The sequence below is a fragment of the Flavobacterium sp. GQ95 genome (assembly GCF_059758655.1).
Genome location: NZ_JCAXEB010000020.1, coordinates 1 through 15,634, shown reverse-complemented (window position 1 = coordinate 15,634; position 15,634 = coordinate 1). Strand labels below are relative to the sequence as shown.

At 34.7% G+C, this 15,634-nt stretch carries 8 protein-coding genes; 4 read left to right on the top strand and 4 right to left on the bottom strand.

Annotation, left to right across the window (positions count from 1 at the left end; translation table 11 throughout):
* Positions 1-65 precede the first annotated feature (65 nt).
* Positions 66-2,741: a zinc-dependent metalloprotease gene (locus tag AC6CH4_RS24390; RefSeq protein ID WP_498107657.1), complete on the bottom strand. Its 2,676-nt coding sequence runs from the start codon at positions 2,739-2,741 to the stop codon at positions 66-68.
* A 195-nt stretch (positions 2,742-2,936) separates the two neighbouring features.
* On the opposite strand from AC6CH4_RS24390, the gene AC6CH4_RS24385 reads away from it, so the two are divergent.
* The 4 genes from AC6CH4_RS24385 to AC6CH4_RS24370 all read left to right on the top strand — a co-directional run bounded on the left by AC6CH4_RS24385 (position 2,937) and on the right by AC6CH4_RS24370 (position 6,627).
* Complete coding sequence (locus AC6CH4_RS24385) at positions 2,937-3,866, top strand: bifunctional riboflavin kinase/FAD synthetase (protein WP_498107655.1); 930 nt, start codon at positions 2,937-2,939, stop codon at positions 3,864-3,866.
* A 115-nt stretch (positions 3,867-3,981) separates the two neighbouring features.
* Positions 3,982-4,419, top strand: a complete 438-nt coding sequence (locus AC6CH4_RS24380; RefSeq protein ID WP_194657583.1) for a hypothetical protein — start codon at positions 3,982-3,984, stop codon at positions 4,417-4,419.
* A gap of 171 nt (positions 4,420-4,590) precedes the next feature.
* Positions 4,591-5,679: a biotin synthase BioB gene (gene bioB / locus AC6CH4_RS24375; RefSeq protein ID WP_498107653.1), complete on the top strand. Its 1,089-nt coding sequence runs from the start codon at positions 4,591-4,593 to the stop codon at positions 5,677-5,679.
* An 81-nt stretch (positions 5,680-5,760) separates the two neighbouring features.
* Positions 5,761-6,627 (top strand): cupin-like domain-containing protein, encoded by an 867-nt coding sequence (locus tag AC6CH4_RS24370; protein WP_498107651.1) that lies wholly within the window; start codon positions 5,761-5,763, stop codon positions 6,625-6,627.
* Positions 6,628-6,688: 61 nt separating this feature from the next.
* Here AC6CH4_RS24370 and AC6CH4_RS24365 read toward each other — a convergent pair whose 3' ends face one another.
* The 3 genes from AC6CH4_RS24365 to AC6CH4_RS24355 form a co-directional block, all read right to left on the bottom strand.
* Positions 6,689-10,213 (bottom strand): DUF8693 domain-containing protein, encoded by a 3,525-nt coding sequence (locus AC6CH4_RS24365; protein WP_498107649.1) that lies wholly within the window; start codon positions 10,211-10,213, stop codon positions 6,689-6,691.
* A gap of 1,132 nt (positions 10,214-11,345) precedes the next feature.
* A complete protein-coding gene (locus tag AC6CH4_RS24360) occupies positions 11,346-15,197 on the bottom strand; it encodes a DUF8693 domain-containing protein (RefSeq protein WP_498107647.1) in 3,852 nt (1,283 codons plus the stop codon).
* A 184-nt stretch (positions 15,198-15,381) separates the two neighbouring features.
* Positions 15,382-15,634, bottom strand: a 253-nt coding sequence (locus tag AC6CH4_RS24355) for a DUF8694 domain-containing protein (RefSeq protein ID WP_498107645.1), incomplete at its 5' end; no start/stop codon positions are given.

Here is a 15,634-nt window from a genome sequence, read left to right as displayed (position 1 = left end):
TGTCTGAAAACAAATTAGTCTCAAAAGATATAACTTGGAATTTGGAATTTTAAAAGATTGGAATTTTAATTCACTACAATTTTCTTAACTGTTCTTCTATCTCCGTCAATAACCGTTACCAAATAGATTCCGGCAGAAACATTTTGCAATTGAATGTTCTGATTGAAATTTGATGTGCTTTCAAAAATATTTTCATACACTTTCTTTCCTAAAATATCGTGCACAAAAATTTTAACTCCATCATTAGATTTACTTTCAAATTGAATGGTGAAACTTCCTTTGTTTGGATTTGGATACAATACAAAATCGATATTTTCAAAATCAGGTGCTTCTAAAGTATAGCTTTGATCGCAAATATTTATGGAAGCTGAATTTAATGTCCCGAAATTCCCGGCAACAGCATCCCGAACTCTTAAAGTCCAGGGTCCTTCAGTATTTTGTCCATTAAAAACACTTAACAAATCAACCGGAATAACAATTTGTTCGGTTGTCCTGTCGCAATCTAAAGCAGCACCGGAATCATTAAATTGCATTGCTAAAGTTGAATTTGTAGACCCACAATCTCTATTAAACAATCGCACAACAGTTCCTTGTGGATTTACTATCTGAATTTCAAGATCTGAAAACCTTGTATGTGTCACATTAACCACAACATCTACATCTGAAACAGTTGCTCCAGATGCTGGAACTGTCACAGTTCGTGTAACAAAAGTTGTGGTGTTTGGAATTGAAAAAGAGCTTCCAAAACTATAAGAGTTACAACTTATAGTTGATGTAAATCCTACCGAAAACGGTTTGCTATTTATCGCATAATAAATATTACCTGTTGGCTCAATTAAAATTCTGCAATTTTTAGACGAAGGTACACTCGTTGGAAGCGTGATGGTCTCAGAACCGTCATTTGGCGTATTAGCCGCCAGAGTTATTGGAAAAGTCAAGCCACCATCTGTAGATAGTTTGATATTAACCGCTGTTGAACCTTCTAAAGTATTGGTATTATTGACACTCCATGTTACTGTTTCGCTTAGCCCCTGCCACCAACTAACACCATCACTTGCGTGTGACGTTATTGCAAATGGTCCCGCAAAAGAAGCAACCGTTACAATCATAAAGTCTGTATTGGTCTGAGCTGTTCCTAAAGCTGCATTATCTCTTGCTGTTAAAGTAAAATGCAATGTTCTTGCAATAGAGGATACAGATTCCCAGGTTGTAGTCAATTTATTTTGAAGTACAGAATTAAAACTTGGCATGTAACGCATAGCCGAACTATTAGGAACAACTGATCGAAACAAAGGTCCGTCAGGTTTTGTTGGATAGGCAATACTATTTCCGCCTGAAGTTGTGGTAGCATTGTCGTATTCCTCCCAGTTATAGGTTATTGCATCTCCTTCAGGATCAGATCCTGTACCTTTTAAAACAAATGCAGTACTGATCGGAATAGTATAATCAGGACCGGCATCGATCGTTGGCGGATTATTGATAATGGTAGTGTTAACCGGGCAGCTTTTGCCAGCAAGGGTATTCTGAATTTGCAAAATACTAGCATAAGCAAAATAATCATCAGAAACATTTTGAATATCATAATCTCCCGTTACACCGGCATAAGCCATAATAGTAGAACCACTTCCTGGTTCAACATTTACATTGGTTCTTTCGGCAGCATCATAAGAAAAAGTATGGTTTGCCCCTAATTGATGTCCCATTTCGTGTGCAACAAAATCAATATCAAAAGTGTCTCCTTGAGGCTGTCCGTCTGAAGGTGAGGTGTAGGCACTTCCTTTTGCCAATGGATTATTTGTTGTTGGATTTGTACAAATACAACCAATGCAACCAGCGTTTCCTCCACCACCCGAAGCGCCAAATAAATGCCCTATATCATAATTTGCATTTCCAATTACGTTGGTCAATGTAGTCTGCACTTCCTGATTCCACGCGCCATCTGCTCCTTTATCAGCCTCAGAATACGGATCTGCATTTGCATCTGTGTAGATAATGGCATCATTATTTGCAATCAAAACCACTTTTACAGCTAAATCTTTATTAAAAACACCATTTACACGGGTTAAAGTTGCATTCATTCCTGCCAGTGCACCTGCTTTTGTTCCTCCAAAAAAGATGGTATATTCTGCCGTACAGGACAAAGCCAAACGCATTGTCTTAAAAACTTGTGCGTTTGATGCTGTTTTTGCTGTCTTTCCAGTATTGCTTTTATCAGAAATTAAATCAGTTGTTTTACAAATTAGTCTTTTAGAATCGTTTGTATTATCAGAAGTAAACAAAACATACTGCGTTTTATCCTCTGGGTTTTCTTCTATATATTCAGTTGCTTTATCTGCACGAAGAATCATAGTTTGCACTCCAATTGGAGAAACACTAAAGTGTATTTTTGCTGATTTATCGTCTAAACCACTTCCTTCATAAGCTCTGATTTCAGGATATTTTGCCTGTAATTCAGGTTCAAAATTAGACGATTCCCAAACAATAAAACGTTCCAGAACACCTTTTGAATTTGGAAATGTAATTTCTGAGGTGCTGGTTTTTGAACCTTTAGCCGTTGAACTGGCAAGTTTGTTTTTTAAGAAATCTGAATTCAGTTTATAGTATATTCTTTCTGAATCAGATGAATTTATCCTCTTATTTAAAGTAGCATTTGAGGTTGTTCTTTGCCATAAATCATCATTTTGAGCGTGAATTTTAACACAACAAAAAATAACAAATAAAAAAAGTAGTAGTTTTTTCATACTCAATGGTATTTGAAAAATCAAAATTAAGAGAATTAAATCAAATTCTTACATATAAACGACATTTAATCTTTTTTAGTCGACCAGTAAACCATTTTTAACTAAAAAGAGCCAAAATGGCATCAAAAATCAATTGTGGGTAGTATAAAATTTCAAATAGATAGTATAAATTTGCACCATCTTAAATTATTTGTTTTGAAGCTCTTTCATTCTATAAACGATTTCCATTCGACCAAGAAAACTATTTTAACTCTTGGCACCTTTGATGGTGTTCATATTGGTCATAAAAAAATTCTGGAACGAATTACTCAAAACACGGAAAACGGCAAATACGAAAGTTTAGTTCTTACATTTTTTCCGCATCCACGAATGGTTTTACAAGAGAAATCAGAAATTAAACTCTTAAATACAATTTCTGAAAAAACAAAACTTTTAGAAGCAACCGGAATTGAGAATCTTGTTATTCATCCTTTTAACGAAAGTTTTTCAAGATTAACTGCTGAGGAATTTGTGCATTCTATTTTAGTCGATCAATTTCATATTCAGAAAATAATTATTGGACATGATCATCGTTTTGGAAGAAACAGAACGGCTAACATTGACGATTTAATTGCTTTTGGTGAAGAATATGGTTTTGAAGTCGAACAAATTTCTGCTCAGGAAATTCAGGATGTTTCAGTAAGTTCAACCAAAATCAGAAAGGCCTTAAATGAAGGAAACATGTCTTTGGCCAATGATTATTTGGGATACAATTATTTTTTAACCGGTGAAGTTGTAAAAGGAAAACAATTAGGACGAACTATTGGTTTTCCGACAGCTAACATCCAAATTGAAGAAGATTATAAATTAATTCCGAAGAATGGTGTTTATGCTGTAAAAGTCTTAATCGGTCAAAATGAAGTTTTTGGAATGATGAATATTGGTTTTAATCCGACAGTAAATGGTGAAAAACAAACCATCGAGGTAAATCTTTTTGATTTTGATGCTGATATTTATGGCGAAAAAATCGAAGTCTCCTTATTACATTATCTTCGCGAAGAACAAAAATTTGGTTCCGTTGATTTACTTAAAGCGCACCTAAATCAGGATAAGATTGACGCTTTGGCTTTCATTCAAAATCTTTAGAAAGCTTTCAAACATACTTTTCCGCAATTTTAAATCATCGTAGTTATTTTTTTAGTAAATTTGATATGCAACTGTTTGTCAGTCATTTGCTATTAACTTCCTTAAAATAACCACTATGAATTTACCTAAAGAAATTACCAACGGTTTTTTGATTTTCCTCGGAATAGGCATTTATTTTTTATTGATGAACCTATTAGGACTTGCAGATTTGTTTTATCTGCGTACACTAAATGTCTTTTTCATATTTTATGGTGTAAACAGGACCATGCAAATGAATCTTCGCGAAGGAGAAACTAACTTTGTATCTAATGCCGTATCAGCAATGACTACCTCTGTAGTTGGTGTATGCATGAGTGTATTCGGATTATTAGTTTATAGTTATGCAAGAGGTGGAGACGCTTATGTACAAGGTTTATCAGAAACTTTTATGTTTGGAGGAAATCCTTCTGTACCAACTTATTGCATTTGTTTGCTTTTTGAAGGAGTTGCATCATCGGTTATTGTGACATTAATGATGATGTTATATTGGAATAATAAATATGCAGCCGATTAATTTTTTTAAATAAATCTACAATTTAAACACTCTAAAATCATAGAATTATACTTTTTTATGATTTTAGAGTGTTTCTTTTTTGAAAATACCTGTCAAATATTCATTTACAGAAATACACATTGGTTGATTAGAACAATTTAACTACTTTTGAAGCATCAAAAAATTGCATCGATGAGCATTACAAAACACAATTGGACAAAAGACGAAATAATCGCCATATATAACAAACCTATGATGGACCTGCTTTATGAAGCAGCCACAATTCATAGAACAAAACATGATCCGAACGTTGTTCAGGTATCGACTTTACTATCTATCAAAACCGGGGGTTGCCCTGAAGATTGTGGCTATTGCCCGCAAGCTGCACGTTACAACACAGGTGTCGAAGGAAACGACTTAATGAGCGTTAGTCAGGTAAAAGCTCAGGCTTTGCGTGCAAAATCAAGCGGATCATCTCGTGTTTGTATGGGAGCTGCCTGGAGAAACGTAAAAGATGGTGAAGAATTCGATCAGGTTTTAGAAATGGTTCGCACCATTAATAAACTTGATATGGAAGTTTGTTGTACACTGGGTATGATTACTGAAAACCAGGCACAACGTTTGGCAGAAGCAGGATTATATGCTTATAATCACAATTTAGATACTTCTGAAGAATATTATAAAGATGTAATTTCTACACGTGGTTTTGAAGACCGTTTACAAACTATTGAGAATGTTCGTAAAACGAATGTTACGGTTTGTAGTGGAGGAATTATCGGAATGGGAGAAAGTATTGAAGACAGAGCAGGAATGCTTGTTGCGCTTTCTACTTTGAACCCACAACCAGAATCAGTACCAATCAATGCGTTGGTGGCTGTTGAAGGAACTCCAATGGAAGAAGAAAAACCGGTAGAAATCTGGGAAATGATTCGTATGGTGGCAACAACCAGAATTGTTATGCCAGATACTCAGGTTCGTTTATCTGCAGGAAGAACCAATATGAGCCGTGAAGGACAAGCAATGTGCTTTTTCGCTGGTGCAAATTCTATTTTTGCCGGAGATAAATTACTTACAACTCCAAACCCGGATGTGCATGAAGACATGAAAATGTTTGAAATGTTAGGATTGATTCCGCAAAAACCATTTGTTAAGGTTTCGCAACCTCAAACAGTTGAAGCAGCAGATTCTCAGTTTGCTCCATTAGGGGAAAAACCAAAATGGTCAAGACCTGGACATACTATTGATAGAAACCTTGAGGCTTCGATCAAATCAAAAATTTAATTAAATGAGTTAATAAATCTCGAAAAATATTTTTAAATTGCTTATAACGTGCGTTATAAGCAATTTTTTTATTTAATAGAGATGAATTTAAAACAAATCGATAGGGTAAAAAAGATCTCAAAAGCTGATTTTATTTCCCAATACGTCAAAAAACAAATTCCAGTTGTAGTTGAAGAACTGACCGAAGATTGGCCAGCGTATCACAAATGGAGATTATCCTATATCAATGAAATCGCCGGGGACACTGTCGTTCCTTTATACGACAATAGACCCGTTAATCATGAAGATGGCTTTAATGAAGCACATACTAAAATGAAAATGAGCGATTATATCAATCTTTTAGAATCAAAGCCTACCAACTATCGTATTTTCCTTTATAATTTAATGAAGGAAGTCCCAACGTTAAAAGATGACTTTTTGTGGCCTGATATGGGATTAAAACTGGTCAAGCAAATGCCAATGTTATTTTTTGGCGGAGAAAATTCGAAAGTATTTATGCATTTCGACATTGATTACTCTAATATTTTGCACTTTCATTTTCATGGAGAAAAACAATGTATGATCTTTCCTCCTGATCAGTCAAAATATATGTACAAAGTACCTCATGCCTTAATTTCCAGAGAAGACATTGATTTTGATGATCCTGATTATGAAAAATTTCCCGCCCTAAAAAATGCAGAGGGTTATATCACCAATCTCAAACATGGTGAGATGTTGTATATGCCCGAAGGATACTGGCATTATATGAAATATTTGACTCCGGGATTTTCTATGAGTTTACGTGCTTTCCCAAAAAATATTACTAATTTATCAAAAGCGGCTTATAATGTTTTTATTATGCGCCATTTTGATATTATGATGCGAAAATTTAAAGGCCAGAAATGGATTGATTATAAAAATCAAAAAGCGATTGAGAATACGCATGAGAATTTAGCAAAATCTGCTTAACAGCAATAAAAAAGCACTTGAAGCCTAAGTTTCAAGTGCTTTTTTATTAGCACCTTAAATACTAAAAAACAATTTTGGTTGTACTTGTATATTGATTCTCGAAAGTTGTTTTCACCAGCAAAACCTGGTTTTGTGATTGCAAACTGGAGATTTGCAACTTTGTTGCATCAATTTTCTTTTTATTATATAACAATTTTCCGGTAACATCAAAAACAGATACTTCGCTCATATTTTCTTTAGTTGATGTAATTTTGATTATTTTCTCTTTTACAGAAACAAAAAGCGTCTGTTCCACATCTTCAGCATCGGTTATACCCAAAGATTTATTTGTATAACGCAAAACAAAACGGTCATCAAAAGTACCGATTCCAGTTGAAAAAGTGTAACCGCTACTTCTTAAATCATGAATCGAACTGGTTAATTTATCTTCCAAATAAATAGCCTGATTAAGCAAATTACCATCAGCCTGATCTATCGAAATAGTAAAATCGCCTTCAATGGCACTCTTATATCCTAGTGGCACAGTATCAGTATCTACAAAAGGGACAGCACGACCCTGAATTACCAATTTTTTTCCATTGTTTACACTGTAAAAATCCAAATATTTATTAGAATCAAAGGTAGCGCCATCATATCCTCTCTCTGTATCGTTTGTTGCTCCTCCTATGTATCCGATAAGAGTTTGCTTAAAAGCTCCTTCAGTATTGGAAAGGTTAAGCCATAAACGATTTTTTTCTACAATCGCTGGTTTTGAGGTTTTAGCTGGTTTAAAAAACTGATTGTTTGAACCAAAACGCATTGAATTGGTAAAAGTTATCGTACCAGGTAAGCTAATCCCGGCAAAAAAACCTTGTCCAGCCGCTATTTTACCATCTGGTGCCTGATTATTATATCCTGGAGCTGTTGCCGCTTTTTTGGTTACAACACCTCCAGTTAAATTATAACTTGCATAATCATTAACATTATATCGATAATAACCTCCTAAAATGACCGGTGTATTGTGTGTCCAAAAATACAAGGTTCCTTGTAAAATTGGATTATCTGTTATAAATTGATCCGCATCCAATGCTGATGGATAAGGGTTTCCGAGCAGGTAGTATTTTCCACTATCAAGAGCTTCTGTGGTCACGTTCCCATTGTTAGGCACTCCAATAAAGGAAGCTGTATAATCGGCCCTGATGGTATTAGAATAAGTTTCAGGCCCACGAATTATATACCCTTTGCCAACAGTCATATTCGTATTTCTGTCCGTAGGTACCCAGGCTGTTCCATTAAATCTAAAATATTTATCACTTTCAGTAAATTGCGAAACATCAATCAGTTTTTGTGGATTAACCGGAGTTGACCAATACACAAAATCAGCCTGAAGAATTTGCTTACTTGTTCTCTTGTAATTAATATTTCCGGAATTAACAGAATTATTAATCTGTATCAAACTTGCATTATTTTCAAAAGTGAATATACCTCCTACATTATTGACAAAATTTGTAATTGTCAAGGTGTGATTCGAATTCACAGTAACATTTGCACCTATCTTCACAACACATGAACAACCTGCTAAATCTCCTATTGTCTGATAAATTCCAGAAAACTCAATAGCATCTGTACTTATTGGCGGGCTTCCTTTTGACCATGTTGCACCGTCCCACACATTTGTAATAGGTGCATTTATCTGAACGTTTACAGTTGGCAATGAAAGACAACTAGCATTTTCATGTATTGTAAAAGTGTAATTTCCCGGAGCTAAATTAGGAACGGTAAAAGTAGTTCCTGAACCAGAATAAGTCTGATTAACAGTACCGTTGTTTTGCGTAATTGTCCAATTCGCTGCTGCGATTAATCCATTTAATACAGCGCTCCCTGTTGACGTAACGCAAGTTGGCTGGACGATTGTTCCTAAAATTGGCGTAGACGGTTTAGTAATAACAGTTACAGATGCAGACCCTCCTGTAAATCCATTTGGTCTTAAACATGTATTTGCACCTGTCACAGAAACTAATGTATAGGTTGTTGAACTGTTTATCGAATTTGTAAAAGGCGTAAAAGGCGTGCCACTTACCACTCCTGTTGCCGTGCGATCTGCTCCTCCATTTTCTTTGTAAATTATGGTATATGGCCCCGTACCTTGTGTGGCTGTAAAAGTCAATTGTGGAGAACCAGTTCCGCAAAATGGTCCATTAGCACTTAAACTTCCTTGAGGCAAAGGATTAATAGCTACTGATATTTCCGCAGAATTTAGTACAGCACATCCTCCACTTTGAACTACGGCTCTAAACTTGGTTGTTTCTGTTAATGCCCCTGAAACATAGCTTGTTGTTGTATTTACTATAGGAGTCCATGTAGAGAAAGGGCTCACTGTGGATTCCCAATTCAAAACCGAGCCAACATTTCCGGTCAATGAAAGTGTTCCACTTGTAGAACCATAGCAAACTGCGGTGCTGCCACCAATAACTCCACCAACTGTAACTGCAGAAGTAACTATATTGGCATTATTATTTAATGTTATATCACTAAAACAAGCTCCTGATGTTAATTTGGTAATTGTTATATTTCTTGTACCAACAGCGGTTAAACCTGTCAATGCAAAAGTGCCCTGGCCTGCCGTTGTAACAGTCATTGCAATACTTAAGTTATTCTGAACCGGATTAGTAAGATTATAAGTTACGCTATAAACTCCAACTGGCAAAGAACCTGCACTTCCTGCTAAGGTTATTGTTGAGGTTCCAGATGTAGTACAAACACTTGATGTTGAAACTCCTGAAATACTATAAATTGGACAAGTATAACTAATAATAACCTGACCAGCCGCTCCAGTTCCCCCAACCTGTGGCCCGCCCAATAAAGAATTCATAGCGCCACTCCCCCCTCCTCCAGGAGCAGCACCTTGATTTCCCGGAGCATTCCCTAATAGAAAACTTTCAACACGTAGACCACCAACACCGCCGCCAGTCCCACCAGCATTTCCACCAGCTCCTGAATTAAGTAATAGACCAACGGCTCCAGTGTCTCCATTACCTCCATTTGCTCCAGGGGCCTTTTCAGTAAGGCCAATAGAAGCTACATCTGATCCACCAGCTCCACCTAAAGGATTTCCTCCAGAATTATTTCGAGATCCTCCAGCTCCTCCAACAGCTAAGATGAAAGCTTCATACCCTTGAATAGTCGAATTTCCAGCTCCAGCTCCATTAGTTACCGCGCCACCTACAAGAACATTCGCGGTTATTCCTGCAACCAAAACATTTAATGTTACTCCGGGGGTAACAGCAATATTACTTCTTGCATATGCACCACCACCACCACCTGCTGCACCTCTTCCATTAAGGACAGCACCGCTGGCTCCTCCACCTGCTGCTCCACCACCCCATGCCTTAACATCCATAAGGGTAACTCCGGCAGGAACAAACAAAGTTCCCGTTGAATTAAACGTATGTGGAGGTTGTGCCCATAAAGAGAGTGATATGAGCGACAATAATGCGCTCAATTTAAGTTTAGTAGACCAAATTCTATTTCTAAATAGTTTTGGTAAAATAAAAGATGAAATTAAAAACGGAAAAAAAAACAACGACTTAAGTAAATATTTTTTCATACTCCGACATTTTTAATAGTTAAAAACTCAAATGAAAATTATTTTTAAAATTTAAATACCGCATAATTGAAAAAACAGGAATATAGAAGAAGTATCCTGAAATGGGCATTTAAATCTTAAGGCAGATAAAAACTATGCGTTTAGTTTTTTTGGCGAGAAAAGGAAAAATATGTAATACACCGTGCTTTTATGTTTGTTTATCGAATCACACTAACAAGGTACGATTTTTTTTACAACAATATAAAAATGTAGTTATAATTCTACATTTTTCACATTTAGTATTTTACCAATAAAGATTGCAACCTGAGTTGAACATCCTGCTCCTGTATCATCAATTTTTCCCTAGGGATTGATAGCTACAATTGTCCCGGCCGGAAAACTAATAGAACTTTGATTCGTATTAAAAATCCAATAATCTATTAATCATCACAATTAGTACATTCCCTGAAGGAGATGATACTATAAGGTCTCCAGAAGCGAATAAGGGGTCATTTATTGTTAAAGATTTTAGAGAAACATTTGTATTAAGCGTTATAGATGAGCCTTATCTATAATTAGATCATCACTTGCTGTAGGCAAAACACCGCCAATCCATGAGGTTGGAGAAGTCCAATTCCCCGTTCCTGTACTTGTTATCGTCGCTCCGTTTAAAAATCAAAAGTAGTTTTTTGTCCATCTCATGTAAAATTTAAATTTGACAATACATTTTTGAAATAAATTATTTTAAAAAAGCGCTAAGAAAACTTGCTTTTTTGAGCATTCTACCTTAGAGGATTTTAAACTGTTTTTTAACCTCATTTTTCCCAAAAAACACACTAAACAATTTACAATTTTAAACTAACTAAATCTAAATCATAGACTTATATTTTCACTGCAAAATAATAATTTTATTACACTAAGTTATTTCTTATAAATATTCTTTTTTTATGCAATTCAACATTTAAAAAATGTAACTCACCTGATAAATGAAATACACATTTTTTAGTTTTTCATTAAAAAATATAATGATTTGAAAAAAAAATATGTTAAAATTAATTTTAACATAAAAAAAAGCGTCAGAAAAGAGTAATTGGAGTAAAAGTTATTTCAAAAAAAGTTATTTCTTTTAGATAGAAATGACTTGTAAATAAGATTAAAATATAATTTTAGTGGTTGAATCAAATCCGTTTTCTAATCTAACTTTTATCAATAAAATTTGATTCTTAGAAGATAGATCTTCAATGACAAATTTGGTGTTTTCTACCCTCTGTTTTCTATAAATTTGTTTCCCTGAAACGTCAAAAATTATAACATCCTTAATATTATTTTGATTGGCATTTATGAGTATGTTCTTCTTGTTTGCAGAAACTATAATTTTATTGGTTTTTTCTGTCCAGGAATCTGTTTTTAAACTTCCATCCACAAAATTCAAATTAAAACGATCATTAAAAGTTCCTTTTTTTGTAGAAAATATATAAGCCCCGATTGAGAGGTCATATTTAATTTTCAAATCCTTATCGTCTATAAAAACAGACGTGTTTTCAAATATCCCATCTTTATGATCAATACTAATGCTGAATTCACCTTCTATTGTACTGGAATAACCTAACGGAATGGAATCTGTTTCTACAAATGGCAAACCCCTACCCTGAATCACTAATTTTTTATTTTCAACTTTACTATAAAAATCTACAAACTGGTTAGCATTAAATGATTCTGCATCATAATTACTATCATATAAATTCGTTGCCCCCTCAATATATCCGATTAAAATCTGTTTAAAAATACCTCCTGTACTTTTTAGATTCAACCATATACGATGTCTTTCGAACCTATTTTTACTACTTACATCATTTATCTTTTCCGGCTTAAAAAAAATGGAATTTTTTTCGGTAGTCCTCATGCTATTATTAAATTCAATAGTTCCTTCACTTAAGCTGCCTACAAAAAAAGCCTGTCCTGAAGCAATCTTTCCATCCGGAACAGTCTCGTTAATTCCTGATGTCAACGCTGCCCTGGTGCCAACACCACCAAGCCTGTTATAAACCGCATAATCATTCTGTGTGTATTTATTATTAGCATAAGGAGTATTATGTGTCCAGAAATAAAGGGTTCCCTTAATATTTTTTTTGTTTACATTTAAAAAGGCATCAGCGTCTAACGTAGACGGATAAGGATTACCAACTAAATTATAGATGTTTGCAGTACCAATATTTACATTAATTATTCCATTATTAGGAATGCCTTTAAAAACAGCTTCATATTTTTCAGGAATAGTTGGAGAAAAGTTTTTAGGTCCCTGAATAATATACCCCTTACCCACAATCATATTATCAGAAGGGCTTTCTCTTTGCCAGGCATAATTTAAAAAAGAATAATAATTATCAGATGCTGTATTAGGAGAAACATCAAGTAATTTTTGGTTATTTATGGGAGATGACCAATAAGTATAATCAGATTTAAGAATTGGCGAGCTCTTCCTTTTAAGATGCAGTATTCCCGTATTAATCATTTCATCATCTGACTGATATAAATTTGCTGTATCTTCTAAAACTAATGTTCCAAAACCTAAATAGGAAAACTCTATACCTAAAGTATTACCACTTAAAAGCGTAACTGTTTTTCCATAATCAATGCTACAACTGCATACATTTGCCGAGATCAAAGAAGGATAATCTTCCTTAAAAAACACTTCTTTTCCACCAGATGGAAAACCATTTGACCAATTGCTGCCATCCCAGACTGTAGCTTCCAGACAAAGTTTCAATCTTGCAATTCGATGTTTGGATATGCCTGAAGCCGAATTAAAATCTCCGCCAATCATCAGCCGCTGATTTGCTGTAAAACTCATCGTGTAAAGTTTGTTGTTAAGACGAACATCAAAAGAAGTATCAAAATCACCCGATTTCAATAAACGCAAAAGCCGCATAGACGTATAATTTTTGTATGTTCCGGAAAAAGTACCTCCAACTAAAATTCGATCATCGGGCTGCACCAAAATACTCCTTACATCTCCTTTACTAAAACCCGGACCCGATTCGAAAGAGGTATCCAGACTTCCATTACTATTTAATCGAACTATACGCTTTTGTGAAGATCCATTATAATTGATGAAACTTCCTCCTATGATAATTTTTCCATCAGATTGCAATGCCATTGCATATATGTATTTATCAAACCCGTTTCCGACATTAAAGCCTGAATCGATACTTCCGTCAGCATTTAATCGAACTAAACGTGAAATTGACTGACCATTAAAATTAGAAAAACGACCCCCAACCAAAATTTTCTTGTCGGGCTGAATCAAGATAGCTTCGATAATTGCATCGGCTCCAAGACCAACATTAAAACTTGTATCCCGTGAACCATTAGGTAATAATCGAATTAATCTGTTTACAGGAGTATCATTATAACGTGTAAAATTTCCTCCAACAAGGATTCCTTGATCAGATTGAATAGCCATTGCATACACCTGACTATTAAAACCTGTGCCTATGCTAAAAGTATCGTCAACTGCCCCATCAGGCAAAACTCGAATTATCCTATTGGTAAGTGTTTCATTGTATTTTGTAAAATTCCCTCCGCAAATGATTTTTCCATCTGATTGTAATACTCCTGTTTTAATTAAATTATTGGCTCCTAATTGTCCTGTATTAAAATCAGGATCTATTATTCCTTCTTCTAAAAGACGGGTAATTCTGGAAACAAAAACACCATTAAATTTTTTAAAATTACCAAACACCATTGTTTTTTTATTCTCCAGTGATAAAACCTTTAAAACCGAATTATCAAAACCAATTCCTGCTGCCAAATATCCGGTATCGTATTCTCCTTCCGGATTAATCTTGGCTAGTCTTCCCTGATTCAACCCGTCAAAAATCGAAAATGAACCTCCAATATACCAGGAACCTTCCAGATCATTTGCCAATGCCAAAACCGATGCTGAAGCAGGTCCGGAACCAAAATCAACATCTGTTTTTAGTACCCCATTAGAATTCAAAAAACAAACTCTGTTGACGTCACTACCATTATAAGAACCTGTAAAAGAACCACCAATCATAATATTCCCAAAAGTGTCAATTTTAATTTCCTGAACAGTACCTGCACTTAGACCAGAACCAGATAAAAAACTGTCGTCAATGCTTCCGTCATTATTTAACCGAATAATTCTATTGGCAAGCACTCCATTATAATTGGTGAATTTTCCACCTAAAACAATTTTACCATCAGACTGAACTGCCATAGCACTTACATCATCGTCAAAACCGGCACCGCTATTAAAACTCGTATCGACACGTCCATCACTATATAAACGGACAATTTTATTCCTTTGAATCCCATTAAAAGAAGTAAAGTTCCCAGTCAGCAAAATTTTCCCATCTGATAAAGCAATGACATTTGTAATATTTGATGAAGTACCCGAACCTGTTATAAAAGAAGTATCTAAAGAACCATTTGAAAGAATACGGGCGACCCGATTGACTGTTACGTTATTATATCTTGTAAAACTTCCCACAATTATAATTTTCCCGTCGGGTTGCGCAGAAATTTCATAAAGAATTCCTGTAGTTGCAGCAACTGAAGTATCAAACGACATATCATATGAACCATTTGAATTTAAACGAACCAATCTTCCGCAGCTAATTCCATTAAAAGAGGTAAAACTACCTCCAACTATAATTTTACCGTCAGGCTGAACATAAGTAGTATAGACTTTACCATTGAAACCGCTTCCTGTATTAAAAGTTTCATCTATAGATCCGTCAGGTTTTAAACGGGTTAGATAAGAGGATGGAATTCCATTAAGATTTAAATAATCTCCGCCGACAATTAAATTTTGATCGGCCTGTAAGCTTAAGCTCCGAACTGTATTATCGAAACCATCACCTATTAAACCATCATCAAGAGTATTAAAAGTTGCGTCTACCTTTCCTTGTTGTGCGTAAACTTCTGTTTTACTAATGCAATTAAGTAAAACCAATGAAACAAATAAATGTTTAATCAAAATCGAAAATATCAGGTTACTATTAAATCATAAGAATTAACCGTAATTTAAGTGGCTTTTAAAAAAAGCACAATACCCACTTTTAGTGATATTTAGATTTAGTTTAAGGATATCGATTTTTCGAAATAGCACAAAAAAAAGAGACGCATTATGCATCTCTTTTCGGTATTGTAAACATTTTTATTTATTGAAATATAATTTTTTTGGTAGCTGTAAAATCGTTTTCCAAAGTCACTTTTACCAATAAAACCTGATTGGCTGCCTGCAGGTTTGAAATTTGTAACTCTGTAGATCCAACTTTCTTTTTGTTATAAAGTAGTTTTCCGTTGATATCAAAAATCGTAACTTCTTTAATGTTTTCTTTTGCAGAAGTAACTTTTATCGTTTTATCTTTTACAGAAACTAAAAGTCCATTTTCGATATTTTCAAAATCACCA

Coding starts and splice junctions, on each gene's coding strand:
- AC6CH4_RS24390 (WP_498107657.1), bottom strand. CDS start 2,741: ATGAAAAAACTACTACTTTTTTTATTTGTTATTTTTTGTTGTGTTAAA.
- AC6CH4_RS24380 (WP_194657583.1), top strand. CDS start 3,982: ATGAATTTACCTAAAGAAATTACCAACGGTTTTTTGATTTTCCTCGGA.
- bioB (WP_498107653.1), top strand. CDS start 4,591: ATGAGCATTACAAAACACAATTGGACAAAAGACGAAATAATCGCCATA.
- AC6CH4_RS24370 (WP_498107651.1), top strand. CDS start 5,761: ATGAATTTAAAACAAATCGATAGGGTAAAAAAGATCTCAAAAGCTGAT.
- AC6CH4_RS24365 (WP_498107649.1), bottom strand. CDS start 10,213: ATGAAAAAATATTTACTTAAGTCGTTGTTTTTTTTTCCGTTTTTAATT.